Source organism: Acidovorax sp. Root217 (assembly GCF_001428645.1).
Taxonomy (GTDB): domain Bacteria; phylum Pseudomonadota; class Gammaproteobacteria; order Burkholderiales; family Burkholderiaceae_C; genus Acidovorax.
In genome coordinates, this window is the sequence record NZ_LMIH01000024.1 from 91,070 (window position 1) to 112,482 (window position 21,413).

Genomic DNA, 21,413 nt, shown 5'->3' on the forward strand with positions numbered 1-21,413 from the left:
CGCGGGCGGGTAGTCGTCCGATCAGCCCGCAGCCGCAGCGCCGCAGCGCGGCAGAACCACATGGAAGCGCGTGGTGCCGTCTTCGGACTGCACATCGATCCGGCCGCCATGCGAGCGGACGATCTGCTGCACGATGAACAGGCCCAGCCCCAGGCCCTGGTGGCGTCCCGGTTCCTGGTCACGTCCCCGGAACGGGCTGAACAACTGCGGAAGCAGGGCCGGCGGAATGGTGCCGCCGTTGCTCACCGTCAAGGCGACGGTGTCCGTGTCGGTGCCATCGAGTGCCACATGGATCGCCACCGCAGGATCGCCGTGGTGTACCGCATTGCCGATGAGGTTGATGGCCAGCTGGCACAGGCGCTCCTCGTCGCCCATGCCGGCCAGATTCCCCTGGTCGCTGGTGCTGATCACATGGTTGGGAAAGCTGGTGCGTATCTCCTGCAGCGAGCGCTGCAGCACGGCATGCAGGTCCACGGGGGCCATGCGCATCGCCAGGCCGGTGCCTTGGCGGATGCGCGTCACGTCCAGCAGGTCCTCGATCATGCGTGCCATGCGCTGGCTGCTGCTGAGCACGCGGCCGGCCAGCGCCTGTGCCTTGTCCGCCGCCAGGGGCTGGCGTTGCAGCGCCGTGGCCGCCGCGCCGATGGCCATCAGCGGCGTGCGCAGGTCATGGCTGAGCACCGCCATGAACATTTCGTTGATGCGCAGCGCCTCGGTGCGCTCGCGCAGTTCGCGGGCCAGGCTGCGCTTTTGGCGGAACAGCTCGAAGAACACGCCCGCCTTGGATGCCAGCATCTGCGGATCGATGGGCTTGTACAGAAAGTCCACGGCCCCGGTCTCGTAGCCGCGGAACTGCCAGTTCTGGTCGCGCGAGCCGGCGGTCATGAAGATCAGCGGGATGTGGCGCGTGCGCTCGCTGCCGCGGATCAGCTCGGCCAGCTCGAAACCGTTCATCTCGGGCATCTGCACGTCCAGCAGCGCCAGCGCCACGTCACCGTGCAGCAGCAGCAGTTCCAGCGCCTCGGGGCCCGACTGGGCCTTGAGCACCTCGATGCTGTCGCTGTGCAGCAGGGCTTCCACGGCCACGAGGTTTTCGGGCACATCGTCCACCACCAGGCACTTGATGCGCTCGGCTGGCGGTGGCTGGGGGTGGAGAAGGGTGGGGCTCACAGGATTCTCCGCATTTGCAATTCGGTCAGCAGGGATGCGATCTCCGAAGGGGGGAGGATGTGGTGCGGCGCCATCAGGTCCAGCGCGGACTGGGGCATGGCGGACATGGAGGCGCTTGCGGGGGATTGCACGATGCAGAGCCCCCCTGCAGCGCCGATGGCGACCATGCCACGGGCGCCATCGTGGTTGGCGCCGGACAGGAGCATACCAATCAAACGCTCTCCATAAATGTCCGCCGCCGATTCGAACAGCACGTCGATGGACGGGCGCGAGAAGTGCACGGGCGCATCGACCGACAGCGCCAGCTGCGGACCGGCATCCACCAGCAGGTGGTAGTCGGGTGGGGCAAAGTACACGCTGCCGGCCTCGATGGGCTCCTTGTCCTGCGCCTCGGCCGTGCGCAGCGCACAGCGCGGGCGAAAGATCTCGGGCAGCAGGCTGGGGGCCTCGCGCGGCAGATGCAGTGTGACCAGCACCGCCACGCGGGTCTGCGCCTGAAGCGATGGCAGGATGGTGGAGATCGCATCGATGGCGCCCGCCGAGCCACCGATCACGATGGCATCGAAGGCGCGCGGGCCGTGCGGGTATCCCTGTGAAGCAGCCATCAGCTGCCTACCTTCTTGCGGTAGATGCGGTCTTCGAGCACGAAGTCGTCGAAGGCCGGGGCCTGTTCGGTGAAGCGCATCGATTCCTTGGATCCCAGTCCCAGGAAGCCCCTGCGGCACAGCGCCTCCTTGAACAGGCCCAGCGCCCGGTTCTGCAGTTCGCGCTCGAAATAGATCAGCACGTTGCGGCAGGACACCAGGTGCACCTCGGCGAACACCGTGTCCGTCGCCAGGCTGTGGTCGGAGAACACCACCTGCTTGCGCAGCGCACGGTCGAACACCACCCGGCCGTAGCCGGCGGAGTAGTAGTCCGACAGCGAGGTCTTGCCGCCCGAGCGTGCATGGTTCTCGGTGAAAGCCGCCACGCGCGCCAGGTCGAACACGCCGGCCTCGGCGGCCTGCAGGGCCTGCTGGTTGATGTCGGTGGCGTAGATGATGGTGCGTTCGAGCAGGCCTTCTTCGTGCAGCAGGATGGCCAGCGAGTACACCTCCTCGCCGTTGCTGCAGCCGGCCACCCAGACCTTGAGCGAGGGGTAGGTGCGCAGGATGGGGATCACCTGCTCGCGCAGCGACTTGAAGTAGCGCGGGTCGCGGAACATCTCGCTGACCTGCACCGTGAGGTATTCGAGCAGCGCCGGGAACACGGTCGCGTCGTGCAGCACCTTGTCCTGCAGCTGCGACAGCGTCTGGCAGCCAAAGCGCGAGATCGCGGTCTGCAGGCGCCGCTTGAGCGAGGCCTGCGCGTAGCCGCGAAAGTCGTAGTGGTAGCGGTAGTAGATCGCGTCCAGCAGCAGGCGCTGCTCGATGTCGGCAATCCTGGCCGTCTTCGGGTGGGCGCTCACTTGGGCATCCACACCCGCACCAGCGACAGCAGTTTTTCCACGTCCAGCGGCTTGGCGATGTAGTCGTTGGCGCCGGCGGCCAGGCATTTGTCCTGGTCGTCCTTCATGGCCTTGGCCGTGAGGGCGATGATGGGCAGCCTGCGCCAGGCGGGCTGCTTGCGGATCTCGCGCATGGCGGTGTAGCCATCCATCTCCGGCATCATGATGTCCATCAGCACCAGGTCGACGGCGGGCCCGGTGCCGCCCGAGCGCTCAAGGAACTCGAGCGCCTCGCGGCCATTGCGCGCGATCTGCACCGAGATGCCCGTGGGCTCCAGGATGCTGGAGAGCGCGAACACGTTGCGCACATCGTCCTCCACCACCAGCACCGTGCGGCCCTCGAAGGCCGCGTCGCGGCTGCGCGCCACCTGCAGCATCTGCCGGCGCTCCACCGAGAGCTCGGACTCCACCTGGTGCAGGAACAGGGTCACCTCGTCGAGCAGGCGCTCGGGTGAGCGTGCGTCCTTGATGATGATGGACTTGGAGAAGCGGCGCAGCTGCTGTTCCTCGTCGCGCGTCAGGGCGCGGCCGGTGTAGACGATGACGGGCGGGAAGGAGACGTCCTCCTGCTCGGACATGGCCTGGAGCAGCTCGTAGCCGCTCAGGTCGGGCAGGTTCACGTCCATCACCATGCAGTCGAAGGTGCTGTTGCGCAGGTACTCCAGGGCCGCCGTGGCGTTTTCCACGCACACGATGTCCACGCCGTCGCTGGCCAGCAGGGCGCGCACGCTCTCGCGCTGGCGCTCGTCGTCCTCCACCACCAGCACGCGGCGCATGCCCTGGGTGAACTTGGCTTCCAGGCGCTGCAGGGCGTGCACCAGCTCTTCGCGTTTGACGGGCTTGAGCGCGTAGCCGACGGCGCCGCGGCCCATGGCCTCCTGCGAGTAGTCGGCCACCGATACCACGTGCACCGGGATGTGCCGCGTGGCCGGGTTGCGCTTGAGCTGGTCGAGCACTCCGAGGCCCGAGAAGTCGGGCAGGTTCACGTCCAGCACGATGGCGCTGGGCTGGTGCAGGGTGGCCGCAGCCAGGCCCTCCGTGGCCGTGTGGGCCAGAATGCAGTGGAAATCCATCTCCTGCGCCAGGTCGTTCAGGATGTTGGCAAAGCGCACGTCGTCCTCGATCACGAGGATGTTGCGCTCGCCCTTGGGGCGCGCTGCCACGGGCAGGATGGCGGGGGCTGTCGGCGCTGGCCGGGCAGGCCTGGAGGCTGGCGCCGGAGGCGGCGCGCTGGTGGCGCTCTGGGGGGCCTGGAAGGCACGGCCGGTGGACGGCTCGTCGGACTGCACCGCATGGCGCGGCACGGTCAACGTGAACTCGCTGCCCTGGCCTGGCGTGCTGTGGATGGCGATGCTGCCGCCCAGCAACTGGGCCAGATCGCGCGAGATCGACAGGCCCAGGCCGGTGCCGCCATATTTGCGGTGGGTGCTGCCATCGGCCTGGCGGAAGGCCTCGAAGACCAGCTCCTGCTGGTGCTCGGGAATGCCGATGCCGGTGTCGCGCACGGCAAAGGCGAGCAGGTCGCCTGGCTGGTGCGAGACATGCAGCGCCACGCTGCCCTGCTCGGTGAACTTGACGGCGTTGGACAGCAGGTTCTTGAGCACCTGGCCCAGGCGCAGGGCGTCGGTGTCCATGGTGGCCGGTACGTTGGCATCGATGGTGAGCGCCAGACTCAACCCCTTCTCCTCTGTGATGGGGCGCAGCGGGTCGACCAGCGACTGCATGGCGCGGGCGATGTCCACGCTCTCGATGTCGATGGTGGCCTGGCCGGCCTCGATCTTGGACAGGTCCAGGATGTCGTTGATCAGCGCCAGCAGGTCGTTGCCGGCCGAGGAGATGGTCTGCGCGTACTTCACCTGCTCGCTCGTCAGGTTGCCGGCCTTGTTGTCGGCCAGCAGCTTGGCCAGGATCAGGGTGGAGTTGAGCGGGGTGCGCAGTTCGTGGCTCATGTTGGCCAGGAACTCGCTCTTGTACTGGCTGGTCTGCTCGATCTCGCGCGCCTTCTCGGTCAGGTCCGATTGGGCGGCGAGCAGCTCCTCGCGCTGGTTCTCGAGTTGCTGGGTCTGTTCTTCCAGCTGTGCATTGGTCTGCTCCAGTTCGGTCTGCTGCAGCTCCATCTGCGCCTGCGACTCCTGCAGGATGCGGCTTTGCTGCTCCAGCTCCTCGTTGTTGACGCGCAGCTCCTCCTGCTGTGCCTGCAGCTCTTCGGACTGGCGCTGGGTCTCTTCGAGCAGGGCTTCGAGCCGGCTGCGGTCCTGGCCCGAGCGGATGGCCACGGCCAGCATCTCGGAGGCCTGCTTGAACAGGCGGTGCTCGAATTCGTCCACCGCGCGGTAGAAGCCGAGCTCGATCACGGCAAACACCTCGCCGTTCTCCATGGCGGGTGCCACCAGCAACTCGGCCGGCGCCGACGCGCCCGTGCTGGAGGACACGGTCAGGTGGTTGGCCGGCACGTCGCGCACGTGCAACAGCTCGCGCGAGCGCGCGCACTGGCCCACCAGACCCTCGCCATCGATCAGTTTCTGCGCCAGGCGCTCGCGCGGCAGGGCGTAGCCGCCGAACAGGGTGAAACCACCCTGCTCGTCAACAGCGTAGGCCGCGCCCACCTTGGCGTTGAGGTAGGTGGCCAGGTATTCGAGCGCGAGCTCGCCGATCTCCTCGACGCGGCGGTCACCCTGCAGGCGCTGGGCCAAGCCGCTCAGGCCCGTCACCACCCAGTTCTGGCGCGCCTTGAGCTGGTGCTCTCGTGCGGTCAGTGCGGCGGAGACGCAAATCAATACCAGCAGCACCAGTGAACCACCCCAGGAATAGTATGCCGACAGGGATGTCGCCTCTTCCCAGCCGCGGCGGCGGTCCTCCAGCTCCTGGGTCTGCAGGCCGGCCAAGTCGGACGCCAGGTCCCGGATGCGGTCCATGATGTTCTTGCCCGCGTCGGTGCGCACCAGGGCCATGGCACCCTCTGCATTGCCGGCCTTGCGCAATGCCACCGTCTCGGCAAGCTCGCTGCGTTTCTGCTTGGTCAGATCCTCGATCTGGACCACCAGCCGCAATTGGCCTGGATTGCTGCCTGTGCTGGTTTTGAGGGCCGTCAACTGGCGGTCCAGGACGTTCTGTGCCAGCAGGTAGGGCTGCAGGTACGAGGCATCGCCTGTGAGCAGGTAGCCACGCTGGCCGGTTTCCAGGTCCTTCATCGCGGAGTGCACCAGCGATAGCTGGCGCATGCCTTGCGAGGTGCGGTCCATGGCGGCGACGGCATCTGCCCGCACTTCCGAGGCGCGGTAATTGACGAAGGCAATGACCAGCGTGGCCAGGGCCGCCACGACGAACCCCGCCATCAGGCTGCGGGGAATGGCAAAACGCTGGGCGGCCTGGGTACTCGGTGATCGGGGCATGCGAAGCGGGTTCCGGGTGAGGGGCAACCGGACAATGTAACGGGTTTGTACAAATTCCCGGTGTAGGACATTTCCTGCAACGCAGGTGCGGCGAGTGGGGTCCGCGCGGCTGCTACATTCCGGTGCCGCCCGCCCGACGGGCAACATTGCCCTTCTTTGCCGCCTTCTTCGCCATGCCCGCCCCTTCGCGCAGCCGCCTGTCCCTGTACCTCGACCTGATCCGCTGGAACCGGCCCGCCGGCTGGTTGGTCTGCCTGTGGCCCACCTTGAGCGCGCTGTGGATTGCCTCAGACGGTTTTCCAGGCTGGCACCTGCTGGCGGTGTTCGTGCTGGGCACCTTCCTCATGCGCAGCGCCGGCTGCTGCGTGAACGACGTGGCCGACCGCGACTTCGACCGCCACGTCAAGCGCACGGCGGCCCGCCCCGTGACCACCGGGGCCGTTTCCGTCAAGCAGGCGCTGACCCTGGGCGCGGTGCTGGCCCTGGTGTCCTTCGGCCTGGTGCTGACCACCAATGCGGCGGCCATCGCCTGGTCCGTGCCCGCCTTGCTGGTGGCCATTGCCTACCCGTTTTCCAAGCGCGTGATTTCCATGCCGCAGGCGGTGCTGGGCATCGCCTTCAATTTCGGCATCGTGATCGCGTTCGCCGCCGTGCAGGGTCAGGTGCCCGCCGTGGCCTGGTGGATGTGGCTCGGCAACCTGTTCTGGGTGCTGGCCTATGACACCGAGTACGCGATGGTCGACCGCGACGACGACCTGAAGATCGGCATCAAGACCTCGGCCATCACCCTGGGCCGCTTCGACGTGGCGGCCATCGTGCTGTTCTACCTGCTGTTCCTGGGCATCTGGGGCGTGGCGCTGGCGCCCTATGGCCTGGGCCCGGTGTACTGGCTGGCCACGGCCGCAGCCCTGGCGCAGGGTGTCTGGCACTGGACGCTGATACGCCACCGCACCCGCGAAGGCTGCTTCATCGCCTTCCGGGTCAACCACTGGCTGGGCGCCACGGTGTTTGCCGGCATTGCCGGCAGCTATCTGCTGCGGCAGATGGCTGCCAACTGAATAGCAATCTCCAGGGCTCAGGCCCCGAACTCGTTGCCCAGTTCGTCGGCGCGCTGCTCGGCGGCTTTCATCGCGCGCTCGAAGGCCTCGCCCACGCCATCCTTTTCCATGGACTGCAGGGCTGCATAGGTGGTGCCACCCTTGGACGTGACACGCTGGCGCAGCACGGTCGGCGGTTCGTCGGAGCGGCGCGCCAGCTCCGAGGCGCCCACGAAGGTGCCTACTGCCAACTGGTGCGCCTGCTCCGCAGACAGTCCCATGGCCGTGCCCGCGCGCGCCATGGCTTCCAGGAAGTAAAAGACATAGGCCGGGCCCGAGCCCGAGAGGGCCGTCACAGCGTCGAGCTGTTTTTCGGTGTCCACCCACAAGTATTCTCCCGTGGTGGCCATGATGGCCTGCACGCTCTCGCGCTCCGCTGGTGACACACCGGGGCGGGCATACAGAGCGCTCATGCCCTTGCCCACCAGGGCCGGGGTGTTGGGCATGGTGCGTACCACGCGCTCGCTGCCAAGCCACTGGGCGATGCTGTCCGAGCGGATGCCGGCGGCCACGCTCAGGTGCAGGGCGTCCTCTGTGTGCGCGCGGGTCTGGGCAACCGCGTCCTTGAAAGTCTGGGGCTTCACAGCCCAGACCACGATGCGGGCGCGCTGCAGGGCAGGGCCGGCCTCGGGCTGTGCCTGCAGGCCATGGTTCTTGAGCAAGGCGTCCCGCGTTTCGGCCCAGGGCTCGACCACCTCGATCTGGCTGGCTGGGTGCCCCTGGCGGATGAGGCCACCGATGATGGCGCTGGCCATGTTGCCGCCGCCGATGAAGGCGATCATGGGAAGGGAAGGGGAGGCGGTGGTCTGGCTCATGGTGTGCAGTCGGAAGAACGAAGACAAGGGAACGGCAGGGGCATGATGGTAGCCGCCCCGCCGACCACCCGGGTCGTCATTCCAGGGTGGCCTGGCGCACGGCCAGCTCCCAGCGCTCCATGAGTTCCTGCGCGCGCGCCTTGCCCAGGGTGGGCACGAAGCGCCGCTCGGCACGCCACAGCTGCGAGAGCTCGGCCGTGCTGCCGTACACACCGCTCGACAGGCCTGCCAGGTAGGCGGCGCCCAGGGCCGTGGTCTCGATCACGGCCGGGCGCACCACGGGTATGCCCAGCAGGTCGGCCTGGAACTGCATCAGCAGGTCGTTGATGCAGGCTCCGCCATCCACGCGCAGCTCGCTCACCGGAGCGCCGCCAGCGGCCACGGCGTCGCGGCTCATGGCCAGCAGCAGGGCGGCGCTCTGGTAGGCGATGCTCTCGAGCGCGGCGCGCGCGATGTGGCCCAGGGTGGAGCCGCGCGTCAGGCCGGTGATGGTGCCGCGCGCATCGGGCTTCCAGTAAGGGGCGCCCAGGCCGGTGAAGGCCGGCACCATCATCACGCCGCCCGAGTCGGGCACGCTCTGCGCGAGCGACTCGACCTCGCCGCTGGTGGAGATGGCGCGCAGGCCGTCACGCAGCCACTGCACCACGGCGCCGCCCACGAAGACGCTGCCCTCCATCGCAAACTCGGTCTGCGTGCCGGCCTGGGCCGCACTGGTGGTGAGCAGGCCGTTCGTCGAGGTCTGGAAGGTGGTGCCCGTGTGCATCAGCATGAAGCAGCCCGTGCCATAGGTGTTCTTGGCCATGCCCGCGCTGAAACAGGCCTGACCGAACAGCGCGCTCTGCTGGTCGCCTGCCACACCGCCCACGCGGACGGCGTGGCCCAGCAGGTCAGGCGCAACGTCGCAGAAATGCGAGCTCGATGGCTGCACGCTGGGCATCAGCGATTTGGGAATGCGCAGCAGCGCCAGCAGCTCGTCGTCCCACTGGTTGTTGTGTACGTTGAACAGCATGGTCCGTGAGGCGTTGCTCACATCGGTCACGTGCACCTCGCCGTGCGTAAGCTGCCACATGAGCCAGCTGTCCACGGTGCCGAAAGCCAGCTCGCCGCGCTCTGCCTGGTCGCGTGCGCCGGGCACGTGGTCCAGAAGCCATTGCAGCTTGGTGCCTGAAAAATAGGCATCGATCAGCAGGCCTGTCTTGGCCTGGATGGTCCCTGCCTTGCCTTGCTCGCGCAGTGCGGCGCAGGCGGGTTCGGCCCGGCGGTCCTGCCAGACGATGGCATGGTGCACCGGCAGGCCGGTCTTGCGGTTCCACAGCACCGTGGTCTCGCGCTGGTTGGTGATGCCCACGGCGCGGATGGCGCTGGCCTGGATGTTCGCCTTCTGCAGCGCCTCGCGGGCTGTGGCCAACTGGGTGCGCCAGATCTCCATGGGGTCGTGTTCAACCCAGCCGGGCTGGGGGTAGATCTGCGGCAGCTCGCGCTGGGCCTGGGCCACGATGTGGCCCAGCTCGTCGAAGACGATGCTGCGGGAGCTGGAGGTGCCTTGGTCGAGTGCAAGCAGGTAGGTCATGGCAAACAAGGATAAGTCAGGCGGCCACGGTGCAAATCACCTCGGCGTCCTGCAGAAGTACAGGGAAGGGCTCGGGCGGCGGCGCATCGGTGAACAGCCGGTCGATTTGCTGCAAGGTGGCCAGCTGCACCATGGCCGGGCGGTTGAACTTGCTCTGGTCGGCCGCCAGCCAGACCTCGCGCGACTGGGCAATGATGGTCTGCGCCACCTTCACCTCGCGGTAGTCGAAGTCGCGCAGCGAGCCATCGGGCTCGATGCCCGAGATGCCGATGAGCGCGATGTCCACGCGGAACTGGCGGATGAAGTCCACCGCCGCCTCGCCGACGATGCCGCGGTCGCGCGTGCGCACCACCCCGCCGGCCACGATCACCTCGCATTCGGGGTTGCCGCTCAGGATGGCGGCCACGTTCAGGTTGTTGGTGATCACGCGAAGGCCGCGGTGGTGCAGCAGCGCCTTGGCAATCGCCTCGGTGGTGGTGCCGATGTTCAGGATCAGCGAGCAGTCGTTGGGCACCTGCTCGGCCACGGCGCGTGCAATGCGCGCCTTGCCCTCGGCATGCAGGGTTTCGCGCTGCGTGTGGGCCAGGTTCTCCACGGTGGAGCTGGGCACGCGCACCCCGCCGTGAAAGCGCGTGAGAAGGCCCGATTCGGCCAGGCGCTGCACGTCGCGGCGCACCGTCTGCAGGGTCACGCCCAGGGTGTCGGCCAGTTGCTCGACGCTGGCGGATTTGCGTGCGCGCACTTCTTCAAGGAGCAGGAGTTGTCGGGGATTGGTATTCACGCAGATTCGGCAGCAAGAAAGAAGCCAATGGAGTGGATGTACTTTAAATGGAACAAAAAGGAACCCGTTAAGGGTAAACCTTGATTTGAAACGATCACAAAAGAACAAGAATGAACGCAATCGAAAACAAACGACCGCTGTGCGCTTGCGCCAGCGGTTTGGCACAACAGGCCCCTCGAGGGGCACTATGGAAAGGCATGCGTGATGCAGCTGGCACTGGACAGCATCAGCAAGAGGGTGGGGGCGCAGACCTGGCTCCATGACATGAGCATGGCGCTGCACAGCGGTGCCGTGACGGTGCTGCTGGGCGCCACGCAAGCCGGCAAGACCAGCCTGATGCGCATCATGGCCGGGCTCGACACGCCCACCGCCGGCACCGTGCGGGTGGACGGTGCGGACGTGACCGGCGTGCCGGTGCGCGAGCGCAATGTGGCCATGGTCTACCAGCAGTTCATCAACTACCCCTCGATGAAGGTGGCGGACAACATCGCCTCGCCGCTCAAGCTTCGCGGCGAAAAGAACATCGACACCCGGGTGCGCGAGATCGCCGCCCGCCTGCACATCGAGATGTTCCTCGACCGCTACCCGGCCGAGCTCTCGGGCGGGCAGCAGCAGCGCGTGGCGCTGGCCCGGGCCCTGGCCAAGGGCGCGCCGCTGATGCTGCTCGACGAGCCGCTGGTGAACCTGGACTACAAGCTGCGCGAGGAGCTGCGCGAGGAGCTGACCCAGCTGTTCGCCGCCGGCCAGTCCACGGTGGTCTATGCCACCACCGAGCCGGGCGAGGCCCTGCTGCTGGGCGGCTACACCGCCGTGCTCGACGAGGGCCGCCTGCTGCAGTACGGCCCCACGGCCGAGGTGTTCCATGCACCCAATTCGCTGCGCGTGGCGCGTGCCTTCAGCGACCCGCCGATGAACCTGATCGCGGCCACCGTGGCAGCGCAAGGCGTGCAATTGCAAGGCGGAGCCACGCTGTCCATCCCGCTGCCAGAGGGTACGGCGGCCGGCGCTGTCACCGTCGGCGTGCGCGCCAGCGCACTGCGCGTGCAGGCCCGCCCCGGCGACGTGGGCGTGAACGGCACGGTGGAGCTGGCCGAAATTTCGGGCTCTGACACCTTCGTGCATGCCTCGACCCCCTGGGGCGACCTGGTGGCGCAGCTCACTGGTGTGCATTACTTCGAACTGGGCACGCCCCTGGCGCTGCACCTGGACCCGGCGCAGGCCTATGTGTTCGGTGCCGATGGCCAGTTGGTATGGGCGCCCGTGCGCCTGGGAGGGCGTTGAGATGGCACGTATCAGCCTGGACCTGGCGCATTCCTACAAGCCCAACCCCAAGCAGGACAGCGACTACGCGCTGCTGCCCCTGAAAATGGAGTTCGAGGACGGCGGCGCCTACGCGCTGCTCGGCCCCTCGGGCTGCGGCAAGACGACCATGCTCAACATCATGTCGGGCCTGCTCGTGCCCTCGCATGGCAAGGTGCTGTTCGACGGCCGTGACGTGACACGCGCCAGCCCGCAGGAGCGCAACATCGCCCAGGTGTTCCAGTTCCCCGTGATCTACGACACCATGACGGTGGCCGAGAACCTGGCCTTCCCGCTGCGCAACCGCAAGGTGCCCGAAGACCAGATCAAGCAGCGTGTGGGCGTGATCGCCGAGATGCTGGAGATGAGTGGCCAGCTCAACCAGCGCGCGGCGGGCCTGGCGGCCGATGCCAAGCAGAAGATCTCGCTGGGCCGCGGCCTGGTGCGCTCGGACGTGGCGGCCGTGCTGTTCGACGAGCCGCTCACGGTGATCGACCCGCATCTCAAATGGCAACTGCGGCGCAAGCTCAAGCAGATCCACCACGAACTCAAGCTCACGCTCATCTACGTGACGCACGACCAGGTCGAGGCGCTGACCTTTGCCGACCAGGTGGTGGTGATGACGCGCGGCCGCGCCGTGCAGGTGGGCTCGGCCGATGCGCTGTTCGAGCGCCCCGCGCATGTGTTCGTGGGCCACTTCATCGGCTCGCCGGGCATGAACTTCCTGCCCGCGCAGCGCGATGGCGCGAACCTCTCGGTGGCCGGGCACCGCCTGTCGGTGCCCGTGGGCCGCACGCTGCCCGAGGGCGCCTTGCAGGTGGGCATACGGCCGGAGTACCTGGCCCTGGCCGAGCCGCAGCAGCCAGGGGCCCTGCCTTGCACCGTGGTGCAGGTGCAGGACATAGGCACCTACCTGATGCTGACCGCGCGGGTGGGCGAGCACACGCTCAAGGCACGTTTTGCGCCGGAGGCCCGCTTGCCATCGGCCGGGGACACGGCATGGCTGCAGGTGCTGGGAACGCACACCTGCTTCTACCAGAACGAACAATTGCTGGCAGCGGAGGTCACCCCATGAGCACCACGACCAAGCCCGTGAACCAGAAGGCCTGGTTCCTGATCCTGCCGGTCATCATCTGCGTGGCCTTCTCGGCCATCCTGCCGCTGATGACGGTGGTGAACTACTCGGTGCAGGACATCATCTCGCCCGAGCGGCGCGTGTTCGTCGGCACCGAATGGTTTGCCGCCGTGATGCGCGACGAGGAGCTGCACGCCGCGCTGTGGCGCCAGATCACCTTCTCGCTGGCGGTGCTGGCGGTGGAGATTCCGCTGGGCATCATGCTGGCGCTGTCCATGCCCGCGCAGGGCTGGAAGTCGTCGGCCGTGCTGGTGGTGGTGGCCCTGTCGCTGCTGATCCCCTGGAACGTGGTGGGCACCATCTGGCAGATCTACGGCCGAGCCGATATCGGGCTCATGGGCCGCATGCTGCAGGAGATCGGCATCGAGTACAGCTACACCGGCAATGCCACGCAGGCCTGGCTCACGGTGCTGCTGATGGACGTGTGGCACTGGACTCCGCTGGTGGCGCTGCTGGCGTTCGCCGGGCTGCGCTCCATTCCCGACGCCTACTACCAGGCGGCGCGCATCGACGGGGCCAGCAAGTTCGCGGTGTTCCGCTACATCCAGTTGCCCAAGATGCGGGGGGTGCTCATGATCGCGGTGCTGCTGCGCTTCATGGACAGCTTCATGATCTACACCGAGCCCTTCGTGCTCACGGGCGGCGGGCCGGGCAATGCCACCACCTTCCTGAGCCAGTACCTGACGACCAAAGCCGTGGGCCAGTTCGACCTGGGCCCGGCGGCGGCGTTCTCGCTGATCTATTTCTTCATCATCCTGCTCCTGTGCTTCATCCTCTACAACTGGATGCAGCGCGTAGGCACCGCCAGCAACGAAGGGGCCGGCCATGAATGAAAAACGCTTCCACAAGCGGTCGCTGTTCCTGATCGCCTATCTGATTTTCGCCGTGCTGCCCATCTACTGGATGATCAACATGAGCTTCAAGACGAATGCGGAGATCCTGTCCTCGTTCTCGTTCTTTCCCCAGCACTTCACCTGGGACAACTACAGGACCATCTTCACCGATGCGTCCTGGTACTCGGGCTACATCAACAGCCTGATCTACGTGGGCATCAACACGGTGATCTCGCTCACCGTGGCGCTGCCGGCGGCCTACGCATTCTCGCGCTACCAGTTCATGGGCGACAAGCATGTGTTCTTCTGGCTGCTGACCAACCGCATGACGCCGCCTGCGGTGTTCCTGCTGCCCTTCTTCCAGCTGTACACCACGGTGGGACTGATGGACACGCACATCGCCGTGGCGCTGGCCCACCTGTTGTTCAACGTGCCGCTGGCGGTGTGGATCCTGGAGGGCTTCATGAGCGGCATCCCGCGCGAGATCGACGAAACCGCCTATATCGACGGCTACAGCTTCCCGCGCTTCTTCGTGACCATCTTCCTGCCGCTGATCAAGGCCGGCGTGGGCGTGGCGGCGTTCTTCTGCTTCATGTTCAGCTGGGTCGAGCTGCTGCTGGCGCGCACGCTGACCAGCGTCAACGCCAAGCCCATCGTGGCCACCATGACGCGCACCGTGAGCGCCTCGGGCATGGACTGGGCAACGCTGGCCGCGGCCGGCGTACTCACCATCGTGCCGGGCGCCATCGTGATCTGGTTTGTGCGGCACTACATCGCGAAGGGTTTCGCGATGGGCCGCGTTTAAGAAGGAGCTGCCATGTTCGAGTGGATGGCCTGGACCCTGCCGGTGGCGGTGTTCTTTACGTGCATCGTGCTGATGCTGGCTGGCATGGCGGTGTGGGAGTTCAAGTCCCCCACCACCATGCGCAAGGGCTTTCTGCCCCTGGAAACAACGCGCGGCGACCGCCTGTTCATCGGGCTGCTGTCTGCGGCCTACGTGAATCTGATCTTCGTGGGCGTGAGCGGCAAGCTCGCGCAGTGGTTCGAGCTGGGCGAGGACCCGTCGATCTGGTTCAGCTTCGTGCTGTCCATGCTGCTGCTCGGCCTGATCATGCGCAAAGGCTGAAGGCGCCCTGGAAATGTTCCCGTTGCACGGCTCAAACCTTCCCCGGAGCCGGGCGACCCTTGTGTATCCAATGGGGAGATGACTATGAGGAGACAGGCACTATGAAGACGCGGTATACAGCGCTGGCACTGGCGGTAGCAGTCGTGACCGGGCAGTCGGCCATGGCGGGCGAGGCCGAAGCCAAGAAGTGGGTCGACAGCGAGTTCCAGCCCTCCACGCTGAGCAAGGACCAGCAGATGGCCGAGATGAAGTGGTTCATCGATGCTGCCAAGAAGCTCCAGGGCAAGGGGGTCAAGGAGATCTCCGTGGTCTCCGAGACCATCACCACCCATGAATACGAATCCAAGACCCTGGCCAAGGCCTTCGAGGAGATCACGGGCATCAAGGTCAAGCATGACCTGATCCAGGAAGGCGACGTGGTCGAGAAGCTGCAGACCTCGATGCAGTCGGGCAAGTCGATCTATGACGGCTGGATCTCGGACTCGGACCTGATCGGTACCCACTACCGCTACGGCAAGATGATGAACCTGACCGACTACATGGCAGGCGACGGCAAGGAGTGGACCAACCCCGGTCTGGACCTCAAGGACTTCATTGGCACCAAGTTCACCACGGCGCCCGACGGCAAGCTTTACCAATTGCCCGACCAGCAGTTCGCCAACCTGTACTGGTTTCGCGCCGACCTGTTCGACCGCAAGGACATCAAGGACAAGTTCAAGGCCAAGTACGGCTACGACCTGGGCGTGCCGCTCAACTGGAGCGCTTACGAGGACATCGCCGAATTCTTCACCAACGACGTGAAGACCATCGATGGCAAGGCCATCTATGGCCACATGGACTACGGCAAAAAGGACCCTTCGCTGGGCTGGCGCTTCACCGATGCCTGGCTGTCCATGGCCGGCACGGCCGATATCGGCGCGCCCAATGGCCTGCCGATCGACGAATGGGGCATCCGCGTGGCCGACGACAAGTGCACGCCCGTGGGCGCTTCGGTGGCCCGTGGTGGTGCGACCAACTCGCCCGCAGCCGTCTATGCACTGACCAAGTACGTGGACTGGATGAAGAAGTACGCGCCCAAGGAAGCCACGGGCATGACCTTCGGCGAGGCCGGCCCCGTGCCGGCCCAGGGCCAGATCGCCCAGCAGATCTTCTGGTACACCGCCTTCACGGCCGACATGGTCAAGCCCGGCCTGCCCGTGGTGAACGCCGACGGCACGCCCAAGTGGCGCATGGCCCCCGGCCCTAACGGCCCCTACTGGAAGCAGGGCATGCAGAACGGCTACCAGGACGTGGGTTCGTGGTCCTTCTTCAAGGGCCATGACGCCAACAAGACCGCTGCTGCCTGGCTGTACGCCCAGTTCGTGACGGCCAAGACCACCTCGCTCAAGAAGACCCTCGTGGGCCTGACCCCGATCCGCGAAAGCGACATCCAGTCCAAGGCCATGACGGACGCTGCCCCCAAGCTGGGCGGCCTGGTGGAGTTCTACCGCAGCCCGGCCCGCGTCGCATGGTCGCCCACTGGTACCAACGTGCCCGACTACCCCAAGCTGGCCCAGCTGTGGTGGAAGAACGTGGCCCAGGCCGTCACGGGTGAAAAGACCCCCCAGGGCGCCATGGACACGCTGGCCGATGAGATGGACCAGGTGATGGCCCGCCTGGAGCGCGCCGGCATGGCCCACTGCGCGCCCAAGCTCAACCCCAAGAGCGCACCCGCCAAGTGGCTGAGCGACAAGCAGGCCCCTTGGGCCAAGCTGGCCAATGAGAAGCCGAAGGGCGAAACCATTGCCTACGACAAGCTGCTGCAGGCTTGGAAGGATGGCAAGGCGCGCTGAGCGCCCAGGCCCCTGGCGGCCGGTCCCTGTCCATCTATCCATGGACAGCCGGACGCCATTTTTCTCCTCCGCACCCGCGGGCGCGGGAGGCCCACCAGGCCAATCCGCCCCGCAGGTGTCAAGAATTCAGGGTTTACCCTAGCCTAGACCCCGTGCCTGTGGACAATCAGCACCTATGACCCACGCTTTCGCTCCCCTGCCCACGCGGCGCTCCGACCTCCTTGACCGCCTTGCCGCGCCGCACCAGTACGACCTGGCCGTGATCGGGGGCGGGGCGACGGGCCTCGGTGTGGCGCTGGACGCGGCGGCCCGGGGCTTCAGCGTGGTGCTGGTCGATTCGCACGATTTTGCCAAGGGAACCTCCTCGCGTGCCACCAAACTGGTGCACGGAGGCGTGCGCTACCTGGCCCAGGGGAACATCGCGCTGGTGCGCGAGGCCCTGCACGAGCGCACGACGCTGCTCAACAACGCCCCCCACCTGGCCCAGCCCCTGGCCTTCGTCATGCCGTCCTACAAGGTGTGGGAGACGCCGTTCTACGGCATCGGCCTGATGATGTACGACGCCCTGGCCGGCAAGGCGGGCCTGGGGTCCACCCAGTTCCTGGGCCGCGCCAAGACGCTGCAATGCCTGCCCAACGCCCGCCAGGACGGACTCAAGGGCGGCGTGAAGTACTGGGACGGCCAGTTCGACGATGCCCGCCTGGCGCTGGCCCTGGCCCGCACGGCGGCCGCCAAGGGTGCGCTGCTGGTCAATTACTGCCCGGCGACCTCGCTGGTCCATGACAACGGCAAGGTGGCCGGCTTCGTCTGCGAAGACAGCGCCAGCGGCCGCCAGTTCACCGTGCGCGCCAAGGCCGTGGTCAACGCCACCGGCGTCTGGGTGGATGCCCTGCGCCAGATGGATGGCGACGCCATCGGCCGCCCTGTCAAGCCCATCGTGGCGCCCAGCCAGGGCGTGCACATCGTGGTGGACCGCGAATTCCTGCCCTCCGACCATGCCCTGATGGTGCCCAAGACGGCCGACGGCCGGGTGCTGTTTGCCGTGCCGTGGCTGGGCAAGCTCATTCTGGGCACCACCGACAGCCCGCGCCAGGACGTGGTGCGCGAGCCCCTGGCCTTCAAGGAAGAGGTGGCCTTCATCCTCGACGAGGCGGCCCGCTACCTCACCCGGGCCCCCAAGGTGGCCGACATCCGCAGCATCTGGGTGGGCCTGCGCCCCCTGGTCAAGCCGCAGGACGACGACGGTGACAACACCAAGAAGATCAGCCGCGAGCACACCGTGCTGGCCAGCAAGAGCGGCCTGGTGACCGTGACCGGAGGCAAATGGACGACCTACCGCGCCATGGCCGAGGACGTGTTGCAAAAATGCTTCACCGTAGGCCTGCTGCCGGAGACGGCCGCCGGCGTCACCAACCGCCTGCCCCTGGTGGGCACGCCCGCCGAGCCGGTGCGCCACCGCATCAGCGACGCCCAGGGCTTGCATTCCTACGGGGGTGAGGCCTCGTGCGTGCAGGCGCTGCCGGGCCCAGGGGTGGACCTGGGTGGCGGCCTGACCGAGGCCATGGTGCGCTTTGCCGCACGCTTCGAGTACGCCTGCACGGTGGAGGATGTTCTGGCCCGCCGCTCGCGCATGCTGTTCCTGGACGCCCGCCAGGCCATCGCCAGCGCCCCTCGGGTGGCGGCCCTCCTGCAGGAGGAACTGGGCGCCGATCCACAACTGGATGCGTTTTTGTCACTTGCCGAGCAATATTTGCACGCGCCAGTGTGATAGGCACTTGACTTCGCCTTGTGCTTTGGCAATAATCGAGGGCTTCGCGTTTCCTACGTGAAGTTTCTGCCCAGCGGGAAGTGCTGCAAATGGTTTGCGGTGCGGACGACGGGCCCAAGACTGACTGGCTGATCTGCAGCCCTTGAGAAGTTCTCTGGGGCCGTGGTCTTCTGGTGCAAGTTGGGAATATTGAAATGATCCAGACAGAATCTCGGTTAGAGGTTGCCGACAATACCGGCGCCAAGTCCGTCCTTTGCATCAAGGTGCTGGGTGGCTCGAAGCGTCGCTATGCAAGCGTTGGCGACATCATCAAAGTGAGCATCAAAGAAGCCGCTCCGCGTGGCCGCGTCAAAAAAGGCGAGGTTTACAGCGCAGTGGTCGTTCGCACCGCAAAGGGTATCCGCCGCGGTGATGGCTCGCTCGTCAAATTCGACGGCAACGCAGCAGTGTTGCTGAATGCAAAGTTGGAGCCTATCGGCACCCGCATCTTTGGACCCGTGACGCGTGAACTGCGTAACGAAAAGTTCATGAAGATCGTGTCCCTGGCTCCTGAAGTTCTCTAAGGACGCGCCATGAACAAGATTCGCAAGGGCGACGAAATCATCGTGCTGACAGGGCGCGACAAGGGCAAGCGCGGCACGGTGTCGTCGCGCAAGGACGATTCCTATGTGCTGATCGACGGTATCAACGTCGTCAAGAAGCACGCCAAGCCGAACCCCATGAAGGGTACGACGGGCGGCATCGTTGAAAAGTCCATGCCTATTCACCAGTCCAACGTAGCCATCTTCAATGCGGCTACCGGCAAGGCTGATCGTGTGGGCATCAAGGTGCAGGCAGACGGCGCACGCATTCGCGTGTACAAGTCCAGCGGCGCTGAAATCAAGGTGGCCTAAGGGGCAAACATGGCACGACTCCAAGAAATCTACCGCGACAAGATCGCTCCCGAACTGATCAAGCAGTTCGGCTACACCTCGCCCATGCAGGTTCCCCGTCTGACCAAGATCACGCTCAACATGGGTGTGAGCGAGGCAGTCTCGGACAAGAAGGTGATGGACAACGCCGTGGCGGACCTGACCAAGATCGCTGGTCAAAAGCCCGTGGTCACCAAGGCCAAGAAAGCTATCGCCGGTTTCAAGATCCGCGAAGGCCAGGCCATCGGTTGCATGGTCACGCTGCGTGGCGTGCAGATGTATGAGTTCCTGGACCGTTTCGTGACCGTGGCTCTGCCCCGCGTTCGTGACTTCCGTGGTATCTCCGGTCGCGCTTTCGACGGCCGTGGCAACTACAACATCGGCGTCAAGGAACAGATCATTTTCCCTGAAATTGAATACGACAAGGTTGACGCCTTGCGTGGTCTCAATATCAGCATCACCACGACGGCCACGTCCGACGAAGAAGCCAAGGCTCTTCTCGCTGGTTTCCGTTTCCCGTTCAAGAACTGAGGCAGGGTATGGCTAAAGTAGCTTTGATCCAGCGCGAACTGAAGCGCGAAAAACTGGCCGCCAAGTACGCAACGAAGTATGCGGAACTGAAGGCGATTGCCGGTGACGCCAAGCGCAGCGACGAAGAGCGTGATGCAGCCCGCCTGGGCCTGCAGAAGCTTCCCCGCAATGCGAACCCCACGCGCCAGCGCAACCGTTGCGAAATCACCGGTCGTCCGCGCGGTACCTTCCGTCAATTCGGTCTGGCCCGCGCCAAGATCCGTGAACTGGCTTTTGCAGGCGACATCCCCGGTGTCACCAAGGCCAGCTGGTAAGCAGGCAGGAGAATTACAACATGAGCATGAGTGATCCTATCGCTGACTTGCTGACCCGCATCCGTAATGCACAGATGGTCGCCAAAGCCACGGTTCTGGTGCCTTCTTCCAAAGTGAAGATTGCCATCGCCCAGGTGCTGAAGGACGAGGGTTATATCGACGGATTCCAGGTCAAGACCGAATCCGGCAAGTCCGAACTCGAAATCGCCCTGAAGTACTACGCAGGTCGCCCGGTGATTGAGCGCATCGAGCGCGTCAGCCGCCCTGGCCTGCGTGTCTACAAAGGCTACGATTCCATCCCGCAAGTCCAGAACGGTCTTGGTGTGGCAATTGTCACCACCCCCAAGGGCGTGATGACCGATCGCAAGGCGCGCGCTACCGGTGTCGGTGGCGAAGTGCTCTGCTACGTGGCCTAACCCGCGACATTGAGGAGAAACTGAAATGTCCCGAGTAGGAAAAATGCCCGTGACCATCCCCGCTGGCGTGGATGTGTCCGTTAAAGCCGACCAGATCTCTGTCAAGGGTACTGGTGGTGTTCTGTCGCTGGCGCAAAACGTGCTGGTGAAGGTGTCGAGCAACGACGGCAAGCTCAGCTTTGAGCCTGTCAACGATTCTCGCGAAGCCAATGCCATGAGCGGCACGATCCGCCAACTCGTCAACAACATGGTTGTGGGCGTGAGCAAGGGTTTCGAGAAGAAGCTGACCCTGATCGGCGTGGGCTACAAGGCCGCCGCCTCCGGCGCCAAGCTCAACCTGGCTGTCGGTTATTCGCACCCGGTCAACATCGAGATGCCCGCTGGCATCACGGTGGCCACCCCCACCCCCACGGAAGTGGTTGTGAAGGGTGCCGACCGCCAACGCGTTGGCCAAATTGCCGCTGAGATCCGTGCTGTTCGTCCACCCGAGCCCTACAAGGGCAAGGGCATCCGCTATGCGGACGAGAAGATCACGATCAAAGAGACCAAGAAGAAGTAAGGAGCTGCAACATGTTGACCAAGAAAGAGCAGCGTCTTCGTCGTTCGCGCCAGACCCGTATCCGCATTGCACAGCAAGGCGTGGCCCGTCTGACCGTGAACCGCACGAATCTCCATATTTATGCCAGCGTCATTTCCGGCGACGGCAGCAAGGTGTTGGCAAGCGCCTCCACCGCAGAAGCCGACGTCCGCAAGGAACTCGGTGGTTCGGGCAAGGGCGGCAATGCCGCTGCAGCCACGGCCATCGGCAAGCGCATTGCTGAAAAGGCAAAGGCTGCTGGCGTTGAGAAGGTTGCATTTGATCGCTCAGGCTTTGCCTACCACGGTCGCGTCAAGGCTCTGGCCGACGCAGCCCGTGAAGCTGGCCTGCAGTTCTAAG

Annotated in this window: 22 protein-coding genes; 15 read left to right on the forward strand and 7 right to left on the reverse strand. The window is 65.4% G+C overall.

Annotated elements, in window-relative coordinates:
• Positions 1-21: 21 nt before the first annotated feature.
• Genes ASE31_RS22010 through ASE31_RS22025 form a run of 4 tightly spaced genes read right to left on the reverse strand, consistent with a single transcriptional unit; the run spans position 22 to position 6,048 of the window.
• Complete coding sequence (locus ASE31_RS22010; protein WP_057203948.1) at positions 22-1,170, reverse strand: hybrid sensor histidine kinase/response regulator; 1,149 nt, start codon at positions 1,168-1,170, stop codon at positions 22-24.
• Positions 1,167-1,775 carry a chemotaxis protein CheB gene (locus ASE31_RS22015; protein ID WP_057203949.1) on the reverse strand — a complete coding sequence of 203 codons (609 nt, stop codon included), beginning with the start codon at positions 1,773-1,775 and terminating at the stop codon, positions 1,167-1,169. Before ASE31_RS22015 ends, ASE31_RS22010 begins: the two co-directional genes overlap by 4 nt.
• Positions 1,775-2,617 (reverse strand): protein-glutamate O-methyltransferase CheR, encoded by an 843-nt coding sequence (locus ASE31_RS22020; protein WP_057204127.1) that lies wholly within the window; start codon positions 2,615-2,617, stop codon positions 1,775-1,777. The genes ASE31_RS22015 and ASE31_RS22020 overlap by 1 nt, the downstream gene beginning before the upstream one ends.
• Positions 2,614-6,048: a response regulator gene (locus ASE31_RS22025; protein WP_057203950.1), complete on the reverse strand. Its 3,435-nt coding sequence runs from the start codon at positions 6,046-6,048 to the stop codon at positions 2,614-2,616. Before ASE31_RS22025 ends, ASE31_RS22020 begins: the two co-directional genes overlap by 4 nt.
• Positions 6,049-6,221: 173 nt before the next feature.
• Between ASE31_RS22025 and ubiA the strand changes: the two genes are divergently transcribed.
• Complete coding sequence (ubiA, locus tag ASE31_RS22030; RefSeq protein ID WP_057204128.1) at positions 6,222-7,106, forward strand: 4-hydroxybenzoate octaprenyltransferase; 885 nt, start codon at positions 6,222-6,224, stop codon at positions 7,104-7,106.
• A 17-nt stretch (positions 7,107-7,123) separates the two neighbouring features.
• Here the strand turns inward: ubiA and proC are convergent, their stop codons facing one another.
• From proC to ASE31_RS22045, 3 genes are all read right to left on the reverse strand, one after another.
• Positions 7,124-7,960, reverse strand: coding sequence for a pyrroline-5-carboxylate reductase (proC, locus tag ASE31_RS22035; protein WP_057203951.1), 837 nt, complete (start codon positions 7,958-7,960; stop codon positions 7,124-7,126).
• A 76-nt stretch (positions 7,961-8,036) separates the two neighbouring features.
• Positions 8,037-9,530 carry a glycerol kinase GlpK gene (gene glpK / locus ASE31_RS22040; protein WP_057204129.1) on the reverse strand — a complete coding sequence of 498 codons (1,494 nt, stop codon included), beginning with the start codon at positions 9,528-9,530 and terminating at the stop codon, positions 8,037-8,039.
• Positions 9,531-9,546: 16 nt separating this feature from the next.
• Entirely contained in the window at positions 9,547-10,311 is a 765-nt protein-coding gene (locus ASE31_RS22045) for a DeoR/GlpR family DNA-binding transcription regulator (RefSeq protein WP_057203952.1), read from the reverse strand.
• A 204-nt stretch (positions 10,312-10,515) separates the two neighbouring features.
• Here ASE31_RS22045 and ASE31_RS22050 point away from each other — a divergent pair, with 204 nt between their 5' ends.
• From ASE31_RS22050 to rplR, 14 genes are all read left to right on the forward strand, one after another.
• Positions 10,516-11,592, forward strand: coding sequence for an ABC transporter ATP-binding protein (locus ASE31_RS22050; RefSeq protein WP_057203953.1), 1,077 nt, complete (start codon positions 10,516-10,518; stop codon positions 11,590-11,592).
• A 1-nt stretch (position 11,593) separates the two neighbouring features.
• Positions 11,594-12,685, forward strand: a complete 1,092-nt coding sequence (locus ASE31_RS22055; protein ID WP_057203954.1) for an ABC transporter ATP-binding protein — start codon at positions 11,594-11,596, stop codon at positions 12,683-12,685.
• Positions 12,682-13,578, forward strand: a complete 897-nt coding sequence (locus tag ASE31_RS22060) for a carbohydrate ABC transporter permease (protein ID WP_057203955.1) — start codon at positions 12,682-12,684, stop codon at positions 13,576-13,578. Before ASE31_RS22055 ends, ASE31_RS22060 begins: the two co-directional genes overlap by 4 nt.
• Entirely contained in the window at positions 13,571-14,383 is an 813-nt protein-coding gene (locus ASE31_RS22065; protein WP_057203956.1) for a carbohydrate ABC transporter permease, read from the forward strand. The genes ASE31_RS22060 and ASE31_RS22065 overlap by 8 nt, the downstream gene beginning before the upstream one ends.
• A gap of 12 nt (positions 14,384-14,395) precedes the next feature.
• The gene (locus ASE31_RS22070) at positions 14,396-14,704 is read left to right on the forward strand and encodes a DUF2160 domain-containing protein (protein WP_057203957.1); all 309 of its coding nucleotides are present in this window, start codon (positions 14,396-14,398) and stop codon (positions 14,702-14,704) included.
• Between the two features lie 101 nt (positions 14,705-14,805).
• Positions 14,806-16,536 carry an ABC transporter substrate-binding protein gene (locus ASE31_RS22075; RefSeq protein ID WP_057203958.1) on the forward strand — a complete coding sequence of 577 codons (1,731 nt, stop codon included), beginning with the start codon at positions 14,806-14,808 and terminating at the stop codon, positions 16,534-16,536.
• A gap of 175 nt (positions 16,537-16,711) precedes the next feature.
• Positions 16,712-18,304 (forward strand): glycerol-3-phosphate dehydrogenase/oxidase, encoded by a 1,593-nt coding sequence (locus tag ASE31_RS22080; RefSeq protein WP_057203959.1) that lies wholly within the window; start codon positions 16,712-16,714, stop codon positions 18,302-18,304.
• A gap of 194 nt (positions 18,305-18,498) precedes the next feature.
• The gene (gene rplN / locus ASE31_RS22085) at positions 18,499-18,867 is read left to right on the forward strand and encodes a 50S ribosomal protein L14 (RefSeq protein WP_057203960.1); all 369 of its coding nucleotides are present in this window, start codon (positions 18,499-18,501) and stop codon (positions 18,865-18,867) included.
• A gap of 9 nt (positions 18,868-18,876) precedes the next feature.
• Entirely contained in the window at positions 18,877-19,197 is a 321-nt protein-coding gene (gene rplX, locus ASE31_RS22090) for a 50S ribosomal protein L24 (RefSeq protein ID WP_057203961.1), read from the forward strand.
• Positions 19,198-19,206: 9 nt separating this feature from the next.
• Positions 19,207-19,746: a 50S ribosomal protein L5 gene (gene rplE / locus ASE31_RS22095; RefSeq protein WP_057203962.1), complete on the forward strand. Its 540-nt coding sequence runs from the start codon at positions 19,207-19,209 to the stop codon at positions 19,744-19,746.
• A gap of 8 nt (positions 19,747-19,754) precedes the next feature.
• Positions 19,755-20,060, forward strand: coding sequence for a 30S ribosomal protein S14 (gene rpsN / locus ASE31_RS22100; protein ID WP_007861712.1), 306 nt, complete (start codon positions 19,755-19,757; stop codon positions 20,058-20,060).
• 20 nt (positions 20,061-20,080) lie between these two features.
• Positions 20,081-20,476: a 30S ribosomal protein S8 gene (gene rpsH / locus ASE31_RS22105; protein ID WP_057203963.1), complete on the forward strand. Its 396-nt coding sequence runs from the start codon at positions 20,081-20,083 to the stop codon at positions 20,474-20,476.
• Between the two features lie 25 nt (positions 20,477-20,501).
• Positions 20,502-21,035: a 50S ribosomal protein L6 gene (gene rplF / locus ASE31_RS22110; RefSeq protein WP_057203964.1), complete on the forward strand. Its 534-nt coding sequence runs from the start codon at positions 20,502-20,504 to the stop codon at positions 21,033-21,035.
• 11 nt (positions 21,036-21,046) lie between these two features.
• Positions 21,047-21,412, forward strand: coding sequence for a 50S ribosomal protein L18 (rplR, locus tag ASE31_RS22115; RefSeq protein WP_007861721.1), 366 nt, complete (start codon positions 21,047-21,049; stop codon positions 21,410-21,412).
• Position 21,413: the final 1 nt, after the last annotated feature.